A 17,265-nucleotide genomic window follows, 5' to 3' on the forward strand; every position below is an offset into this window, starting at 1 on the left:
ACAAAGACCTATTCGCTTGTCACGCGAACTCCCTGAATGAATATATTCACGGAATCAACAGACAAACCAACTGTTTTATTCAATGTGTATTTCACTTGTGATTGTACGTTATGCGCTACTTCAGAGATTTTTGTTCCATAGCTGACGATAATAAACATATCAATATGCAGGTGGTCTTCTTCTTGTCTGACGACTACACCTTTTGAGAAATTCTCTTTTCGCAGCATTTCAGATAATCCATCTTTAATTTGATTTTTAGATGCCATCCCCACAATGCCGTAACATTCTACTGCGGCACCGCCGGCAACTGTAGAAATCACTTCATTTGTGATTGTGATATGACCATTTTTGTTGTGCAAGTCTACGGACATGTAAATCCTCCTTTAATCTCCTCAACTTCTTGCCATTATTATAACACAATTTCATTATTCTGAGCACGAAGGCTTATGAGAGGATCATTTAAATCGGATGAACAATTCATGCTCCATATATCCGTCTAATTCCCCTTTTATACTTTGTAACAATTCGTGTTATCTGTCAAGAGAAAATTCTTGATATAAATGTCGAACGCTTATTGCAAGGGATACTTCGATATGATATAGTTACTTAGTATCTGAAGATATGTAACAGGAGGGATTTTCATATGGCACGTAGTGTAATTTCGGGAAAAGGTACCCGTTCAGGTAACCACCGTTCACACGCAATGAATGCTAATAAACGTCAATTCAAAGCGAACCTACAAAAAGTACGCATCCTAGTAGATGGCAAGCCACAAAAAGCTTGGGTTACTGCTCGCGAATTGAAGTCTGGTAAAGTAACACGCGTATAATCAAATAAGCGTCAAAAAAAGCACCCGTGATCGGGTGCTTTTTTTGTTGTCTAGAGAGCTTAAAATGCTTCCCCAGAACCTTTGTTGTTTGTCAGAACCCTATGCGTAGCGGGGAGACCAAGCGAATCAAGCCTTCGCTTGTCTAACCGTTTCTAGACAAGACACCCAGCTTGCGCCTGCCTAAGCATAGAGGTTCCCCTGCCCTACTCTTTTTTAAAAGTACTTATAACTGCGCGCACTATACCCCCGACGAACCGTGGGAGTTTGATCGTATAAAACTTCAAAGAGCCCCCTCCTCCTATATAAAGCTAATGCGAAATCCCATGTTCACCCTCTACTGATTCAAATCCTTGCTCCTTATTACTAAGAGTATGCCTGAATGAAACGAAAAAGTACCCTCATCTTCAATCAATTGGTTAGAGATGCATAAGGTCGATCCATAAGGAACGTCGGCCTCATCAAGAGGATAATAGAAACCTTTCAAGGTAATTCCTGACACTTCTAACGTAACAGGTAAAAAGGAAACATAAGGATAGGCCTCATTTAGTTTCAGTGTATGCTCTCCTGCAAAAACTAATTCCACCTGATTTTGTTGATCGATGATGGTTCCTTTGATTCCTTGTTGCATAAGAGGATAAAGCAGTTGGATATTCGCAAGGGAATGATCAATCCGGCCACCTGTCACCCCGAATAGTACAATATGCGAAGGGTTCTGTTTTAGTGCTTCGTTAATCGCAAGCTCTAGGTCCGTCTCATCTTTTTCATCTGGATACTCGACAAAGGATTGTGACGTCTGTTTAATTCTTTCCTTCGACACTTTGCTGACTGAATCGAAGTCGCCAATTGCGATATCTGGTACTATGTCATTCTCTATCAGTACTTCAGCCCCTTGATCAGCACCTATCCACACCATATCCTCTTGATCAAAGGCTTTTAAATCAGGGATATAGGCTTTGGGACTTCCGCCTACAACGGCGATCTTTTTGGATTTCGTCATACTCTTTCCCCCTAATGGTCCGATTATCAATCCTTCACAGAAGCTGCCCCATCCGAAAAGAGCCCAAAGGTGAAGGTCACCTTTGGGCTCTAAAGCTCACGTCAAACGGCGTTACGAATGGCTTCTATCGCTTCTCTCCTGTCTTCTTTTTTGAAAACAGCACTCCCAGCGACGAGCACATCAGCACCAGCATCTGTACATAGTTTTGCCGTTTCTGTGTTCACGCCACCATCAATTTCAATTTCGAAATCAAGGCCCATGTCTCTACGCCAGTCCGCAATCTGGCGAACCTTTGGCAAGACCGAAGAAATGAACGATTGACCACCGAATCCCGGGTTGACTGTCATCAACAACACGAGGTCGACTTCTTCTAAAATCGGTTTAATCATCTCAGCTGGTGTTCCAGGATTAATGACCACACCTGCTTTTAGGCCGTGGCTTTTTATTAATTGGATGGTTCGGTGTAAATGCGTACATGCTTCTTGATGAACGGTAATGATATCACTGCCCGCTTTTGCAAATTCCTCGATATAATGATCCGGGTTTTCGATCATAAGGTGGACATCGAGCGGCAACGACGTCACCGGGCGAATGGCTTCAACAATCATAGGTCCAATCGAAATGTTCGGTACATAGTGGCCGTCCATCACATCGACGTGGATGTAATCCGCTCCGCCTTTCTCAACATCTATAATTTCCTCTCCAAGTTTTGCGAAATTTGACGCTAGAATGGAAGGTGCAATTTTTGTCATTTTTAGTACCTCGGCTTTCTATTCTGTATTTCCTCTAAAAAGTGTAGGTAGTGGTCGTAGCGTTGTTGACTGATACTTCCTTCTTCAACACCCGCTTTCACCGCGCACTTCGGCTCTTTGTTGTGCAAACATCCTCTGAATTTACAACCATCCTGTACCGCAACGAACTCCGGAAAACATTCTGGGAGCTGATCGACTTCCAAGTCACCGAATTCAAGCGAGCTGAATCCAGGCGTATCGGCTACAAGCCCTCCTGATATTTCATAAAGTTCAACGTGTCTGGTCGTATGCTTTCCCCTTCCTAAACTTTCCGAGATCTCATCCGTATCAATCGATAATCTCGGGTCAATGGAGTTCAACAAGGAAGACTTACCGACGCCGGATTGACCGGCAATCACCGTCGTCCGGTCCGCTAAATGCGATTGAACCAGGTCCATCGAGGCCGAATCGCTCACAGCAGATAAAATGACCGCATATCCGATGGACTGATACATATCGCGATAGGCTTCCATCTCTGCTTTTTCATCTTCACTCAACTGGTCCATTTTTGAAATGACTATAAATGGTTCAATTCGCTTCGCTTCTACCAAGACGAGAAACCGATCCAGCAATAGCGCGTTAAAGTCCGGGCGAATCGCTGAAGTCACAATGAGCGCCTGATCAACGTTCGCAATCGGAGGTCGTACAAACTCATTTTTCCTTTCTTCAATAGACAGGATGTACCCTTCATCTTTATGTTCTGCTTTAAATTCTACGATGTCCCCGACGAGCGGGCTCACTTTTTTCTTGCGAAAGTTGCCACGACCTCGGCATTGATAAACTTCTCCGTCATGGATTACATAATAGAAACCACTCAGCGCCTTGATGATCTTACCTGTTGTCATGGATTGTTCTCACCTGCTTCTTCATATGTCAGTGTACTTTCTTCCACAACTTCTTCACCGCGTTGGACTCTATAAGACGCCTCTTCGCCAGGTGTGATGGTCAGTGGAATTTCAAACGTTGTTGTTTCAGTAATCGTTTCTTCTCGGAATACTTCCTCAATGGTATTCTCAGCGTCTCCCACATAAATGAGCACTTGTTGCTCAGCTACACCCGCTTCTTCATCGAACGGGACTTGTATTTGAACCGTCTCTGTGCGAGGCTGTGGATCGGGTTCAGGTTCAGGCTCCGGTTCTGGCTCAGGAGCAGGTTCCGCTCCTAAAGATATTCTCAGAGTTACAGTCGATCCTTCTTCAACCTCTTCTCCTCGGTCAATGGATTGTGAGGCAACCTGACTGACCGGCCATCGTTCAGAATACGTTTCTTCTATATCGACCTGTAATCCCAATTCTTCAAGTTCCGCAACGGCATCTTGGCGTGTCATACCAATAACGCGAGGCATTTGGACCATAGGAGGACCGCTACTCACAATGAAATAAACAGTATTGTCTTCGGGAACGACTTGCTCACCGACACGCGGGCTGTCGTGTTCTAGAATTTCCCCTATAGGTCGATCGCTTTCTTCATAAAATGGCCTTACATTGACAAAGCCCTGGTCGAGAAGCTCCGTTTTGACTTGATCAAACATTCGACCAGTATAATCACCGAATTCTACGGTTTCTCTTCCACGACTATAAAAGATGGTTACAGACGAACCCTCTTTCACCATCGTACCAGCAGGGGGATCCGTCCGGATTACGTCACCCGCCTCGATTTCTTCGGAGAACGTCTCTTCCTGGTTCACGTCTAGTCCTAATTCTAATAACTGACTATACGCTTCTTCATATTCCATGCCTGACACATCCGCTATCTCGACGTCATCTGGCTGTATGATTCCTGGAATCGTAAACAAAGCAGCAAGCCCCGCAATGAACAATAGAGCTAAAACTGAAACGACCCATGGCCATTTCTTTTTCTTCTTTTTTGGTTCTTTATAAGATGCTTCCGCTACCGGTTCAGACTTTCGGTCCTGAATTGGTGTCATTGGTTTTGTCTGATTATGAATGATCGTCTGATCCCCTGTGTGATCATTATAAGAATCATTTGGAATAACAGGGATCGCTTTTGTCTTCTCCTCATCATTTTCTTCAGGAATTTCAAAAGCCACTTCATTCATACGATCGACATGTAAACACGTTTCCAAATCCTCTTCCATATCAATGACAGAATCGTAACGATGGAACGGATCTTTTGCCGTTGCCTGGAGGACGATATTCTCGACGCTTTGAGGTAAGTCCGTGATCCACCTACGTAAAGATGGTGTATCATGCTGCAAATGTTTTAAAGCAATCGAAACTGGAGATTCCCCTGAGAACGGAAGCCTCCCAGTTAACAATTCGAAAAAAACGATACCTAATGAATACACATCGGATTTTCTTGTTGCGGTTCCCCCTCGAGCTTGTTCGGGAGATAAATAATGGACCGAGCCGAGCACAGAATTAGTCTGTGTCAATGCCGTAGCACTTAAAGCCATGGCAATCCCAAAGTCGGTTACTTTCACGTGACCGTAATGATCGATCAATATATTCTGCGGTTTTATGTCCCTGTGAACGATTCCGTTCTCGTGCGCGTGATTGATCGCGGATGTTATTTGTCTCATAATGTCCACAGCTTCAGAAATATCGATGGGACTATGGTGCTGAATATATTGCTTTAACGTCATGCCATCGACAAATTCCATGACCATATAATAAATGTCCTCTTCTTCCCCGACATCGAAAATATTCACAATATTCGGGTGGGATAGACTTGTCGCTGACTGGGCTTCTCTATGAAAGCGAGCGATGAACTCTTCATCGTTTCCATGCTCCAGACGCAGCACCTTTATCGCCACATCGCGCTCTAAAATAATATCGTGACCCAGATACACGTTAGCCATTCCACCGCCACCGATCATCTCCTTGATTCGATAACGGTCGTTAAGCAAACGGTTATGCATCATCACTCCGCACCCTCTTTCTGAACGGTATCGTGACTATGATGCACAACAGCTAAGGTAATATTGTCTTCTCCTCCACGGGCATTAGCTTTTTCAACCATACGCTGACAAAAATCGGCCCAATCCCCTTCAAAGGTAGACAATTCTTGTAGTTCTTCATCGCCTACTTTGTTTGTCAGTCCATCTGAACACAGTAACAATCGATTTCCTTCTTCAAACGTCAGAGTCTGAATATCCGCTTGAACGTCCTGCTCTGTCCCAAGCGCCTTCAATAAGACATTCTTCCTTGGATGCTGCTCCGCTTCCTCTGAGCTGATCTGACCTGTGCGAACGAGTTCGTTGACGAGTGAATGATCTTCAGTCAACTGTTTAAATCCGAATTCATTCGCGAAATAACAGCGACTATCACCAATATGTCCGATTGTTACAAAAGCTTCTGTACAAACTGCCGCAACAACCGTCGTTCCCATTCCATAGTACTCTTCCCGCTCACCCGCATAGCTCTTAATTTCATGATTAACAGATTGAATGGCTCGTTCAAGCCATTCTTCAGATTGTTCTGGTGATTGTAATGGCTCTTGGGACTGCCACTCTTTATGTAAGTGAGATGTAGCCATCTGACTGGCAACATCTCCCGCTCGGTGTCCACCCATTCCATCTGCAACGACAGCAAGAATTTGGCCGGCGTCATTTTTGAATACGCCACCCGCATCTTCATTATGGTTTCTCACTTGTCCTTGGTCGGTAAGAAAATATCCATTCATGGACTCACCTCGTTTCCTGTATTCAAGTATTCTTTAGCCTTTTCGTATCAAGCGGACGAGGAAAAACCCGTCCGTATCCCATTCTTGAGGGAATATTTGCAGTCCGTACGCACTCTCACCAATCGATCCTTTCAGTGTTTCAGGCAATTCATCAAAGAATGAAGGATCCACTTCATAATCTGGATGCGAAGCAAGGAAATGCTTAACCGCTTCTTCATTCTCATGTCGATCGACTGTACACGTGCTGTAGATCAGCTTTCCACCTTTTTTCAATAATGGTGCAACGTGGGCCAGCAAATCATCTTGAATTTCTCTAAGGGAGAATATGTCTTCTTCTTTCTTATGGTACTTGATGTCCGGTTTTCCACGAAGCACACCTAAGCCTGAACACGGAGCATCCATCAACAAACGATCGAATGTTTCCTCTTCATGCAGATCTTGCAGTTTTCTCGAATCGGCTTGTGCGGCCGTAATTGATGTCAACTGGAGCTCTTCCGCTTTCTTACTGACTAGTTTCGCCTTCTTGGCATGCAAATCATAAGCGGTTACGGTTCCAACGTCCTCGATTTTTTCTGCTATGTGTGTCGTCTTGCCACCAGGTGCGCTGCATGCATCCAATACATGCATGCCTCGCTCTAAATCCATCATTTCAGCGACGAGCATCGAACTCTGGTCTTGAACGGTCACTTTTCCATCCATGAACAAGGAATGCTTAAGAATATGCCCCTTTGTAACGATAATACCTTGATTAGAGAAAGGACTCTCCTCTACGGCAAATCCATCTTCAAGAAGCTGATTCATCGCTTCTTGACGCGATATTCTTAACCGTTGAACACGTACACTCATCGGTAAATGGTGGTTGTTAGCTTCACACATCTCCTTTGTAACATCCATGCCGTATTGGTCGACCCACCTTGAAACCAGCCACATGGGATGACTCGTCTCGATTGCAAGGCGTTCAACAGGATTTTCAATGGCCTCTGTGGATTGCAACCCTTTTCGTTGAACGTTCCGAAGAACACCATTGACCAAAGAGGAAATCCCTTTATGTCCTTGTTTTTTTGAAATTTCTACAGCTTCGTGGATGATGGCATGATCCGGTACTCGCTCTAAATACGTCATTTGATAGATCGACATATACAATAACCAGCGTACCCAAGGTTTGATTTTCTTTTGCTTGGCGATGAACGGTTGAATCTGATAATCGATCAAGTCGCGACGTTGCAAGGTACCATAGACAATCTCCGTGAGCAACCCTCCATCTTGACGCGACAATTGTTGCTTATTGATTTCTCTGTCCAGCAGCACGTGACTGAAGCCTCCCTGCTCCCCAATTCGAGTCAGAAGGCTAAGTGCTGTTTCTCTTAACACATATTTAGTCATGCTGTTCCCCCAGACGATCACCTACAGAAAGCGATTGTCCTGAGCCATTTACAAACGCCTGTCCATCCATCCGCTTTTTACCTGATGGCTGTAATTCCGTGACTTTCACGGCTTTGCCGTCCCCTGTTTGTACGAGGAAGCCATCTTCTTGAATGTCGACGACCGCACCTGGTTCCCGGTTAAACGTACCATTTACTTTCTCCACCCACCATAACTTCATCGGTTTGTCATTCCAATACGTGAACGCAACCGGCCACGGACGTAAACCACGCACATGGTTGTACACCGTCTGTTGATCGTTACTCCAATCAATCAGCTCTTGATCTCTTTTAATGTTAGGGGCGAAAGTAGCCGCTTCGTGGTTTTGTTCTTCAGCCGTCAATTCTCCTGACAATAGCTCAGGAACCGTTTGAGCTAAAAGATCAGCTCCCGCCACAGAGAGTTTGTCATGAAGCGTGCCGACGTGATCTTCATCCGTAATCGGAACGACCACTTTTGATAACATGGCTCCCGCATCAAGCTGTTTGACCATATACATGATCGTAACGCCTGTTTCCGCTTTCCCTTGTAGAATCGCGTAATGAATCGGCGCGCCTCCGCGAAGCTCAGGTAAAAGCGAAGCGTGTACGTTGATACAGCCATATTTCGGGGCTTCAAGTAAAGGTTCGGGAAGAATTTGACCGAACGCAGCCGTCACAATCAAGTCAGGCTCATACTTCAATACTTCCTCGTATTCGTCTTTGATTTTTTCAGGTTGAAAGACCGGGATGCCATGTTTATCTGCCGCGACTTTCACAGGTGGTGGCGTCATCACCTTTTTCCTTCCTTTCGGGCGATCGGGCTGTGTGATGACGAGTACGACCTCATATGAATCTTCGATCAGTCGATCTAGAACGGGGACCGCAAAATCCGGCGTTCCCATAAAGGCTATTCGTGTCATGAGCAGATGCTCCTTTCCTACATTAACTGGTATGGTTGAAAATCTACGATGATTTGTAATCCGTTTTCTTGTTTCATTTCGTCTTCGTAATAGTGTAAAATGCGTTCCACTAATTTCCGCTGCTCTGGTTCCTTCTTGTATTTTATCATGCATTGATAGCGATATCTATTATTGATCCTCGTAAGCGCAGAAGGCGTCGGACCGAGCACATGCGACTGATCCGAAAGCTTCTGACGCATGAACTGGACGATTTTCTGCGTGACTTCCTGAACCTTAAGTTGATTCGGGTGAGACACCGTAATCAACGTCAAAAAGTAATAGGGTGGATAGTTGAAGGCTTTTCTCAGTTTCATTTCTTCATTGAAGAACTGTTCAAAATCATATTGGCTCGCAAGGTCGACACTATAGTGTTCGGGGGTGTAGGTTTGAACGACGACTTCTCCCGGCTTTTCGTGTCGTCCTGCCCGTCCACTCACTTGGGTCAAAAGCTGGAAGGTTTTCTCGGATGCCCGGAAATCAGGCAGATTCAGTAGAGAGTCAGCCGCTAGGACACCAACGAGTGTGACGTTTCCGAAATCCAACCCCTTCGCAATCATTTGGGTTCCGAGCAAGATGTCCGCTTTTTTATCCCCGAATTGCTGAAGCAGCCGTTCATGTGAACCTTTTCTTCTTGTTGTATCCACATCCATCCGGATGACGGTCGCTTCAGGGATGAGTTGCTCGAGCGCCTCCTCTACTTTCTGCGTTCCGGTACCAAAATAGCGGATGGTCTTGCTTTCACACTCCGGACATTCCGTCGGCATCGGCTCTTCATGAGAGCAGTAGTGACATTTCAAACGATTTTGCCTTTTATGAAAGGTAAGCGCAATGTCACAGTGCGGACACTCTTGAACGTGTCCACAGTCCCGGCACATGACAAACGTCGAGTACCCACGACGATTTAAGAAAAGCACCACTTGTTCCCCTTTCGAAAGACGATCGTCAATCTTCTCCTTTAACATTCGCGAGAACATCGTGCGGTTGCCTTCGTGCAACTCTTCACGCATGTCGATGATATCCACATCCGGCATAGTCGCCTCATTCATCCGTTTGGAGAGCGTCAGCAGCTGGTAATTACCCTTCACAGCCCGAGCATAGGTTTCAAGAGCAGGCGTTGCACTTCCAAGAACGACAGGACAGCGATGGCCTTTTGCCCGTTCTATCGCCACATCTCGTGCGTGATACCTTGTCCGATCTTCTTGTTTGTAGCTCGTTTCATGTTCCTCATCAATGATGATTAACCCGATATTGGAAAACGGAGCGAAAATCGCCGAACGAGCCCCAACGACGACCTGGACTTCTTTTCGTTGAATCTTGCGCCACTCATCATACTTCTCCCCAGCGGATAAAGCACTGTGCAGAACTGCGACTTTTGAACCGAATCGGCCTTTGAACCGTTCCACCATTTGCGGCGTAAGGGCAATCTCGGGAACGAGCATGATCGCCTCTTTCCCTTCATCGATCACTCGTTGAATCGATTGTAGATAAACTTCTGTCTTCCCACTCCCCGTTACACCGTGAAGTAAGAATACGTCGTGCTGTTTATGATCGATCGTCTGTAAAATAGGCTGAATCGCAGTTGATTGCTCTTCCGTTAACGTAAACGGAGTTGTGCGCTCGAATTCTCGGTCTTGGTAGGGATCCCGAAAGACTTCTTGATCAAATTCTTTCAGCACACCTTCTTGAACCAAAGGCTTGAGCGATGCCGAAGTCGTAGATAATAATTCGAGAAGCTGTTTTTTCGGAATCGGCGCTCTATTGAAGACAAAATACTCTACAATCGCTCGCTGTTTCTTCGCCTGTTTGGATACATCGACTAAGAACTCTTCCATTTCCATTTCATCCAATATCGGTTCGACCATTCGCGTCGTTTTCTTTGTTTCTCTGCTCTTCACTTCATAATGGACATCAACGACACCTTCGTTGATATGGTTTCTTAATGTATGGTAGCTGACTCCAGAAGCTTCGAATTCTTCATAATCCATGACGGCGCGGCCGTCAAAAACAGGATCCAAATCTGAATCGAGAGGGTCTTCGGTCAATTTCCATAACTCTTTTCGGTACTTCGCTTTCATCACTTGAGGCAACATCACCTGCAAGCAAGAAATATAATAACTCAAGGTCTGTCGTGACAGCCACTTCCCTAACTGAAGCAACTCTTCAGTCAAAGCAGGGGTTACATCCAGGACGTCTACAATGTTTTTAACTTTTGAAAACTCGCTGGTCTCAGACAAAGTTACGACATAACCCATGATTTTTCTTGGTCCAAACGGGATGATGACGCGCACCCCAGGTTGGACGATACCCTGGAACTTTTCGGGGATTTTATAATCAAAGGGACGGTTCGTGTTTTGAGAAGGGACATCTACGATGACATTAGCAAATGTCACGCCCATCCACCTGACATTTCTTTAGCGGCTGCTTCCAGAACTTTTGATGCCAACTCGTCCTTCGTCATAAGTGGATACGTTTCTTCCGTTCCTTTTTTCGTGAAAAATAAGGAGGCGTTCGTATCATGTCCAAACCCTGCCCCTTCATCTGAAACATTGTTCACCACGATGGCATCCAAATTTTTCTTCTTCATTTTCTCACGACCGTATTTTTCTATCTCCTGTGTTTCGGCGGCAAAACCGATTAAGTATTGATGCTCTTTCGTTTCCCCAAGCTCTTTCAGGATATCTTTCGTCCGTTCCATCTCCACGACATAGTCGCCCTCTCTCTTCTTCATCTTCTGTTCATAGGTCACTGCCGGGCGATAATCTGCTACGGCAGCGGATTTAATGACGAGGTCCTGATGCGGATAATGCTGCATAACCTGTTGGTACATCTCATCTGCCGTCGTGACGTCAACACGATGGACCCCGGATGGTGTATCCAATTGAACAGGGCCAGACACAAGCGTCACGTCAGCACCGAGTTCTGCCGCCTGTCGTGCTAATGCAAAGCCCATTTTACCTGTGGAAGGATTCGTGAAATAACGGACCGGATCAATTTGTTCACGTGTAGGGCCAGCGGTGACCAGTACTTTTTTTCCTTTTAGCAGCTGTTTTTTCTTCATTTGGTCCTCTAGTACTTGAACGATTGTAAGCGGTTCTTCCAGTCGTCCTTTGCCGACATAACCACACGCCAAATACCCTTCCCCAGGTTCTATAAAGCGAAAACCCCAGGCATCGAGTTGTTTCATATTCTTCATGACCGCTGGATGACTGTACATGTGGACATTCATAGCTGGTGCCAGATAGACAGGTGCTTCGGTTGCCAAAAGTGTCGTAGACAGCATGTCATCTGCAAGGCCATTCGCCAATTTCCCGATCAGATTAGCGGTCGCAGGTGCCAACAGAAATAAATCCGCCCAATCAGCCACATCGATATGTTGGATCCCGGAAGCATCCTGCTCATCAAACGTGTCTGTGTAGACAGGTTGACGCGAAAGCGCTTGGAAGGTCGTCGGCGCAATAAAGTTTTGGGCACCCGGCGTCATAATGACTTTGACCTCTGCTCCCTTTTGTACGAGTTTACTCGTAAGAGCGGCTGCCTTATATGCAGCAATGCCACCAGAAACGCCTAGTACGATTTTTTTGCCTGTTAACATCTATGATTCCCCCTCGCATTCGTTCAAGAAAAATAAATAGCGAAAAAAGCCGCGCTGTTACATAGTTGTAAGCGCGGCTTTTTTGATGCAATTCATTAGGTTGTTTCCGTACGGGATTGAATTTCGTCGGATTCGATGAAATTCAGTTTTCCGTCACGAATTTCTTCTAGCGCCACGCCTACTTGTTGGTGGGACGTCGGCTTATCTACCATCGGTGCAGCCCCTTGCTTCAATTCACGAGCTCGGCGAGCAGAGAGCGTCACTAATGTGTATTTCGACTTGATTTGCTTTTGCAATGAGTCAATGGACGGTTCTAGCATCATAATTATTTCTCCTCCAATGCTTTTTTAAATTGATGGGCGACGCGTTCACGCTTGCAGTGTTCGCTTGATACGATCGATTGCACTTTCGTTACCGCGTTTTCGATTTCGTCATTCACGACGACGTAATCATACGCATCCATCATTTCTATCTCTTCTTTGGCAGCGTGCAGGCGATTTTTCACCTTGTCTTCGGTTTCAGTTCCACGGCTGACGATACGGTCTTTCAACTCTTCCAAGGACGGAGGAATCAAGAAAATGAATACGCCTTGCGGGAAGTTTTCACGAACCTTCAAGGCTCCTTGGACTTCGATTTCTAAAAAGACATCTTTTCCTTGCTCTAGCGTTTCCTCGACATATTGCCTAGGTGTACCGTAGTAATTACCTACATATTCGGCATGCTCAATCAATTGTCCTTCGCCAATCAATCGCTCGAAATCGTCGCGCGATTTAAAGAAATAATCGACGCCATCGACTTCTCCCTCGCGAGGGGCTCGGGTCGTCATCGATATGGAGTAGCGTAAATCAGTTGATTGCTCGAATAACGATTTACGTACCGTTCCCTTTCCGACCCCGGAAGGTCCAGAAAGAATAAATAATATCCCCTTCTCATCTATCACAGCTAAAGTCCTCCTAGCTCTCTTCAATCTCGTCGTGACTCAACACACGTTGACCGACCGTCTCAGGTTGTACCGCAGATAAGACGACATGGTCACTATCCGTGATGATGACCGCACGTGTTCGGCGCCCATATGTAGCATCTACTAATTTATTATTGTCACGGGCGACGGTAATAATACGTTTAATGGGAGCGGATTCTGGTGACACGATCGAAATGATGCGATTCGCTGATACCACATTACCAAATCCGATGTTGATTAACCGCAAACTCAAAGCAGACTCCTCCTTCTAATAGCCAAACCTCTAGTCTCTACTTCTATTATATGAAAAAACAAGACAAAATCTCAATTGTTATTCGACATTTTGTACTTGTTCTTTCATTTTTTCAATTTCACTCTTTAATGAAACGACCCACTGTGTCACTTCGGCATCGTTTGATTTCGAACCGATTGTGTTCACTTCACGGTGCATTTCCTGAACGATGAAATCGAGTCTGCGTCCAATGGCTTCCTGTTCGCTTAGCGTCACACGAAACTGACTTAGATGCGACTGCAACCTTGTCAGCTCTTCTGTTACGTCACCTTTTTCAGCAAGCAGACCGACTTCCTGCAACACACGGGATTGATCTGGGTCGAGCGCTTCTTGTGTATATTCTTCGATGCGTTCACGTATTTTATTGCGATGTTCATCCACGATGACCGGACGCTTCTCCTCCAGTTGAAGAAGGATTTCATCCATTCGGACCATCCGTTTCTGAAAATCCTCAACTAAACGCGCACCTTCTTGTTCACGCATGACAAGGAGCCGTTCGAGCGATTGTTCTACCGCTTCGATTAAAGCCTGTTGGAGTTCATCGGTATGTTCTTCCACTTCTTGTATTGTAAAAATATCGTCTAACTTAGAAACCATATCAATTGATACGTCTCCAGTCAACTGATAACGGTCCTTAATATCCGTGAATTTAGCCATGTATTGATCCAATAATGCCCAGTCCACATCGACTTTTCTTTCAAATAATCCCTTTCCCTCTAGGGTGACAAAAAGATCGACACGGCCACGCGCGAGTTTGTCCTGCACTTTGCGCTTCAATCTTTCTTCCATAAATAAGAGGTTGCGAGGCATTTTAGGCGAAATATCAAGAAAACGATGATTCACAGATCGAACTTCTACATGAATGTGTGAATCATCGACCGTTATACTCTCTTTCCCGTACCCAGTCATACTTCTTACCATCAAGATCACTTCCAATCTATTTCTATTATAGCAAGTGGGACGCAATTTCTCACACGCCTAGCATCGGTTGAGTGACCTTTTTTTATAAGAATCAAAGCAGTTTGGTACAAATGAAACGCGTGAAAATGCTGAGATCAGAGGAATCAACACCGTTTCGTTCAGAAATCTTTGATAAAACTGTAGTGATTGCAATGATGACAAAGGTTATCGAACCTATTGACTGTTTAAACCGTCGTGAGAAGTCTCTTTCCGGCAGTAAAATGATGGAATCGTTTCAAAACCTCAGAGACAGCAGCCTTTCACAATGCCTGTCCAAGTGGATGACCCGTATTTTACATTAGAAAGCACCACAGCTTCTTTCATTTATCGTTTGATTCAAAATCATGCTATAATTCTCTTTTAGAGAGGTGAGTACGATGTCATTTGATGGAATAGTCACACGGGCGATCACTCATGAGTTAAATGAGACGATCCAGTCCGGACGCATTATGAAAATTTACCAACCAACAGAAACGGAGCTCGTCTTCACCGTAAGATCTAAGCGTCAGAAATACACGCTTTTGCTGTCTGCGCACCCGAGCTACGCCCGTTTCCATTTAACAGAAGATTCCTACCATAACCCGAAGGAGCCTCCGATGTTATGTATGTTACTACGTAAGCATTTAATCGGAGGATTTCTTGAAAGCATTGAACAAGTAAGCATGGAGCGAATTGTGAAGTTCCATGTACGGACTCGAAACGAAGTGGGAGATGAAACGCTGAAGACGTTGATCATCGAGGTGATGGGAAAACACTCCAACATTCTTCTCGTTGACGAAGAACAAGGTCATATGTTGGATAGCATCAAGCATTTGCCCCCGTCTCAAAACCGTCACCGTACAATCATGCCAGGTCAGCCCTATAAGCTTCCACCGGAACAAGGCAAGATCAATCCTGTGGACTTGGAGCCTGAGGATTTCATTAAGAAACTGGACTTCAATTCAGGAAAAATGGATAAGCAGATCCTGAACATTGTCATGGGCTTTTCTCCTATGATGACAAAAGAAATTGCCCACCAGGCAGGGCTCGGTGGACCGAACGCTTATAAGGAAGCGTACCGCGCTGTTCGTAAGCGTATTTTGAACCATGAGTATGAACCTCAAGTCCACCGCGCCGACCGGGAACAGTTTTACGTCCTCCCGTTACATGCTTTTTCTGAACAAACCGAGACATTCGACACGGTAAGCGGGATGCTTGATGATTACTATTCTGGAAAGGCCGAACGCGACCGCGTTAAACAGCAAGCTGGTGATCTGTTCCGTTTCTTGAAGAACGAACGCGATAAAAACGTACGTAAAATCAAGAAGCATGAGCAGACGTTGAAGAAGTCGGAGTCTGCAGAAGAGTACCAGAAACTCGGTGAATTGCTGACGGCTCACATGCATTTAGTCAAGACGGGCGACGAGAACGTGACGGTCGTCGATTATTACGATCCTGATCAATCGGAACTCACCATCGAACTGAATCCGAATAAATCACCAAGTGAGAACGCGCAAAGTTACTTCCAGACCTATCAGAAGCTGAAAAAATCAAAGCAAGTCGTGACAACGGAAATAGCGAAAGCCGAAGATGAAATTCAATACTTCGAACGCCTGATTCAACAAGTGGAATCGGCACGTGAAGAAGATATTGAAGAAATCCGCGAAGAGCTGCGCGAAGAAGGTTACCTGAAGAAGAAAGCCCCCTCAAAAGGGAAAAAGAAAAATAAACCGTCCAAACCCTCACCAGAGAGCTTTGAATCTAGTGATGGGACGCTCATCTATGTGGGACGGAACAATAAGCAAAATGAGTACTTGACGAACCGCATGGCAAGTAAATCAGATGTATGGCTTCACGCTAAAGACATCCCTGGCTCCCACGTTGTCATCAAAGAAGAGAATCCGACAGAGGATACGCTTTTTGAAGCGGCACAACTGGCAGCAAACTTCAGCAAATCAAGCCGTTCATCGACGGTACCGGTCGATTACACGCAAATCAGACACGTTAAAAAACCGTCTGGCGCGAAACCCGGCTATGTGATTTATGATCACCAACAAACGTTATTTGTAACACCCGATCATTCTTTCGTTAAGAAATTGAAGAAACAATGACGAATAGACCGCCCCTTCCTTTGTAGGTGGCGGTCTTTCTTTATAGATGGTGATGGAATGGTTTACTTATGATTAATGACTTCTTCATCTGTGATCACACCTTCTTCATCCGACCAAATCCTGTATAAGGACCCTGTCCCTTTTCTAACTTCTAACACATATTCCATCCCCGATTCGCCCCAACCGCCTAATGTATTCACTTGTTCAACCGACGTTATAGATGGATGGCGCTCTAGCACGTTATTCTTGACCGCTTGCAACTGAAGTCTGACGAAAATAAAGACGCTACCAACTATGATGACAGCAATCAGCACACTAATGATCAGACCTCTCAATAGAAATCGTTTGGTCAATGGATTCATTCAAATAACCTCCATACATAGAGTTTCTATGTATGATGGTACACGATAGTACTCAACCAGTCTATGGTCTCAAATTAATTAAAGTTAGAAAACGACTTTTCCTACTACAAGCATGCCGATTGCCAAGAACGGAACGCAGCCCATAGAAGAACATTCCGAACATCCATTCAGAACTTCCTTTTGTGTCAAAGGTTCTTTATTCTCTCCATCTTGTGAAATGTTTATCACTCCTGTAAATGTTATAGATGATTCATTTGGATAAAAGCTGTTTACATAAGAAAAAGGATCAAAGAGTATTCCAAAAAAATGTTGTGAAAATAAATGGAATATGAAGCCCATCGCAGCCTCACATTTGTTCCCCCTCAACCAGATTAATGGATATGA

General features: G+C 45.0%; 19 protein-coding genes. 3 read left to right on the forward strand and 16 right to left on the reverse strand.

The window, feature by feature from the left end; genetic code table 11:
• Window positions 1-8: 8 nt before the first annotated feature.
• Entirely contained in the window at window positions 9-371 is a 363-nt protein-coding gene (locus tag H0266_RS04610) for an Asp23/Gls24 family envelope stress response protein (protein ID WP_181471193.1), read from the reverse strand.
• A 272-nt stretch (window positions 372-643) separates the two neighbouring features.
• Between H0266_RS04610 and rpmB the strand changes: the two genes are divergently transcribed.
• Window positions 644-829, forward strand: coding sequence for a 50S ribosomal protein L28 (gene rpmB / locus H0266_RS04615; RefSeq protein ID WP_181471194.1), 186 nt, complete (start codon window positions 644-646; stop codon window positions 827-829).
• 203 nt (window positions 830-1,032) lie between these two features.
• On the opposite strand, the gene spoVM is transcribed toward rpmB, so the two are convergent.
• The 14 genes from spoVM to H0266_RS04685 form a co-directional block, all read right to left on the reverse strand.
• Window positions 1,033-1,113 (reverse strand): stage V sporulation protein SpoVM, encoded by an 81-nt coding sequence (spoVM, locus tag H0266_RS04620; protein ID WP_181471726.1) that lies wholly within the window; start codon window positions 1,111-1,113, stop codon window positions 1,033-1,035.
• 50 nt (window positions 1,114-1,163) lie between these two features.
• The gene (locus H0266_RS04625; RefSeq protein ID WP_181471195.1) at window positions 1,164-1,826 is read right to left on the reverse strand and encodes a thiamine diphosphokinase; all 663 of its coding nucleotides are present in this window, start codon (window positions 1,824-1,826) and stop codon (window positions 1,164-1,166) included.
• Window positions 1,827-1,927: 101 nt separating this feature from the next.
• Window positions 1,928-2,578, reverse strand: coding sequence for a ribulose-phosphate 3-epimerase (rpe, locus tag H0266_RS04630; RefSeq protein WP_181471196.1), 651 nt, complete (start codon window positions 2,576-2,578; stop codon window positions 1,928-1,930).
• 2 nt (window positions 2,579-2,580) lie between these two features.
• Entirely contained in the window at window positions 2,581-3,462 is an 882-nt protein-coding gene (gene rsgA, locus H0266_RS04635; RefSeq protein WP_181471197.1) for a ribosome small subunit-dependent GTPase A, read from the reverse strand.
• Window positions 3,459-5,501 (reverse strand): Stk1 family PASTA domain-containing Ser/Thr kinase, encoded by a 2,043-nt coding sequence (pknB, locus tag H0266_RS04640; protein WP_181471727.1) that lies wholly within the window; start codon window positions 5,499-5,501, stop codon window positions 3,459-3,461. Before pknB ends, rsgA begins: the two co-directional genes overlap by 4 nt.
• Window positions 5,501-6,262 carry a Stp1/IreP family PP2C-type Ser/Thr phosphatase gene (locus H0266_RS04645; RefSeq protein ID WP_181471198.1) on the reverse strand — a complete coding sequence of 254 codons (762 nt, stop codon included), beginning with the start codon at window positions 6,260-6,262 and terminating at the stop codon, window positions 5,501-5,503. The genes pknB and H0266_RS04645 overlap by 1 nt, the downstream gene beginning before the upstream one ends.
• Before the next feature lie 33 nt (window positions 6,263-6,295).
• Window positions 6,296-7,645, reverse strand: a complete 1,350-nt coding sequence (gene rsmB / locus H0266_RS04650) for a 16S rRNA (cytosine(967)-C(5))-methyltransferase RsmB (protein ID WP_181471199.1) — start codon at window positions 7,643-7,645, stop codon at window positions 6,296-6,298.
• Complete coding sequence (gene fmt / locus H0266_RS04655; protein WP_181471200.1) at window positions 7,638-8,585, reverse strand: methionyl-tRNA formyltransferase; 948 nt, start codon at window positions 8,583-8,585, stop codon at window positions 7,638-7,640. Before fmt ends, rsmB begins: the two co-directional genes overlap by 8 nt.
• Before the next feature lie 17 nt (window positions 8,586-8,602).
• The gene (gene priA / locus H0266_RS04660; protein WP_181471201.1) at window positions 8,603-11,014 is read right to left on the reverse strand and encodes a primosomal protein N'; all 2,412 of its coding nucleotides are present in this window, start codon (window positions 11,012-11,014) and stop codon (window positions 8,603-8,605) included.
• Complete coding sequence (gene coaBC, locus H0266_RS04665; protein WP_181471202.1) at window positions 11,011-12,216, reverse strand: bifunctional phosphopantothenoylcysteine decarboxylase/phosphopantothenate--cysteine ligase CoaBC; 1,206 nt, start codon at window positions 12,214-12,216, stop codon at window positions 11,011-11,013. Before coaBC ends, priA begins: the two co-directional genes overlap by 4 nt.
• 95 nt (window positions 12,217-12,311) lie before the next feature.
• Window positions 12,312-12,539: a DNA-directed RNA polymerase subunit omega gene (rpoZ, locus tag H0266_RS04670; protein ID WP_181471203.1), complete on the reverse strand. Its 228-nt coding sequence runs from the start codon at window positions 12,537-12,539 to the stop codon at window positions 12,312-12,314.
• A 2-nt stretch (window positions 12,540-12,541) separates the two neighbouring features.
• Window positions 12,542-13,156: a guanylate kinase gene (gene gmk / locus H0266_RS04675; protein ID WP_181471204.1), complete on the reverse strand. Its 615-nt coding sequence runs from the start codon at window positions 13,154-13,156 to the stop codon at window positions 12,542-12,544.
• Between the two features lie 13 nt (window positions 13,157-13,169).
• Window positions 13,170-13,430 (reverse strand): extracellular matrix/biofilm regulator RemA, encoded by a 261-nt coding sequence (gene remA / locus H0266_RS04680; RefSeq protein WP_181471205.1) that lies wholly within the window; start codon window positions 13,428-13,430, stop codon window positions 13,170-13,172.
• Window positions 13,431-13,508: 78 nt separating this feature from the next.
• Window positions 13,509-14,390 (reverse strand): YicC/YloC family endoribonuclease, encoded by an 882-nt coding sequence (locus H0266_RS04685; protein WP_181471206.1) that lies wholly within the window; start codon window positions 14,388-14,390, stop codon window positions 13,509-13,511.
• Window positions 14,391-14,500: 110 nt separating this feature from the next.
• Between H0266_RS04685 and H0266_RS04690 the strand changes: the two genes are divergently transcribed.
• Complete coding sequence (locus tag H0266_RS04690; protein WP_181471207.1) at window positions 14,501-14,731, forward strand: hypothetical protein; 231 nt, start codon at window positions 14,501-14,503, stop codon at window positions 14,729-14,731.
• Between the two features lie 75 nt (window positions 14,732-14,806).
• Window positions 14,807-16,519: an Rqc2 family fibronectin-binding protein gene (locus tag H0266_RS04695; protein ID WP_181471208.1), complete on the forward strand. Its 1,713-nt coding sequence runs from the start codon at window positions 14,807-14,809 to the stop codon at window positions 16,517-16,519.
• Window positions 16,520-16,581: 62 nt separating this feature from the next.
• Here H0266_RS04695 and H0266_RS04700 read toward each other — a convergent pair whose 3' ends face one another.
• Complete coding sequence (locus H0266_RS04700; RefSeq protein ID WP_181471209.1) at window positions 16,582-16,881, reverse strand: hypothetical protein; 300 nt, start codon at window positions 16,879-16,881, stop codon at window positions 16,582-16,584.
• Window positions 16,882-17,265: the final 384 nt, after the last annotated feature.

Origin of the sequence: Halobacillus locisalis (assembly GCF_013694105.1) — a bacterium.
GTDB classification, from domain to species: Bacteria; Bacillota; Bacilli; order Bacillales; family Halobacillaceae; genus Halobacillus; species Halobacillus locisalis.

Bases quoted from the DNA above. Each gene is read 5' to 3' on its own strand.
- coaBC (WP_181471202.1), bottom strand. From the start codon at position 12,216: ATGTTAACAGGCAAAAAAATCGTACTAGGCGTTTCTGGTGGCATTGCT.
- H0266_RS04610 (WP_181471193.1), bottom strand. From the start codon at position 371: ATGTCCGTAGACTTGCACAACAAAAATGGTCATATCACAATCACAAAT.
- pknB (WP_181471727.1), bottom strand. From the start codon at position 5,501: ATGATGCATAACCGTTTGCTTAACGACCGTTATCGAATCAAGGAGATG.
- rpmB (WP_181471194.1), top strand. From the start codon at position 644: ATGGCACGTAGTGTAATTTCGGGAAAAGGTACCCGTTCAGGTAACCAC.
- fmt (WP_181471200.1), bottom strand. From the start codon at position 8,585: ATGACACGAATAGCCTTTATGGGAACGCCGGATTTTGCGGTCCCCGTT.
- rsmB (WP_181471199.1), bottom strand. From the start codon at position 7,645: ATGACTAAATATGTGTTAAGAGAAACAGCACTTAGCCTTCTGACTCGA.
- H0266_RS04685 (WP_181471206.1), bottom strand. From the start codon at position 14,390: ATGGTAAGAAGTATGACTGGGTACGGGAAAGAGAGTATAACGGTCGAT.
- rpe (WP_181471196.1), bottom strand. From the start codon at position 2,578: ATGACAAAAATTGCACCTTCCATTCTAGCGTCAAATTTCGCAAAACTT.
- H0266_RS04645 (WP_181471198.1), bottom strand. From the start codon at position 6,262: ATGAATGGATATTTTCTTACCGACCAAGGACAAGTGAGAAACCATAAT.
- rsgA (WP_181471197.1), bottom strand. From the start codon at position 3,462: ATGACAACAGGTAAGATCATCAAGGCGCTGAGTGGTTTCTATTATGTA.
- rpoZ (WP_181471203.1), bottom strand. From the start codon at position 12,539: ATGATGCTAGAACCGTCCATTGACTCATTGCAAAAGCAAATCAAGTCG.
- H0266_RS04700 (WP_181471209.1), bottom strand. From the start codon at position 16,881: ATGAATCCATTGACCAAACGATTTCTATTGAGAGGTCTGATCATTAGT.
- H0266_RS04695 (WP_181471208.1), top strand. From the start codon at position 14,807: ATGTCATTTGATGGAATAGTCACACGGGCGATCACTCATGAGTTAAAT.
- H0266_RS04625 (WP_181471195.1), bottom strand. From the start codon at position 1,826: ATGACGAAATCCAAAAAGATCGCCGTTGTAGGCGGAAGTCCCAAAGCC.
- H0266_RS04690 (WP_181471207.1), top strand. From the start codon at position 14,501: ATGAAACGCGTGAAAATGCTGAGATCAGAGGAATCAACACCGTTTCGT.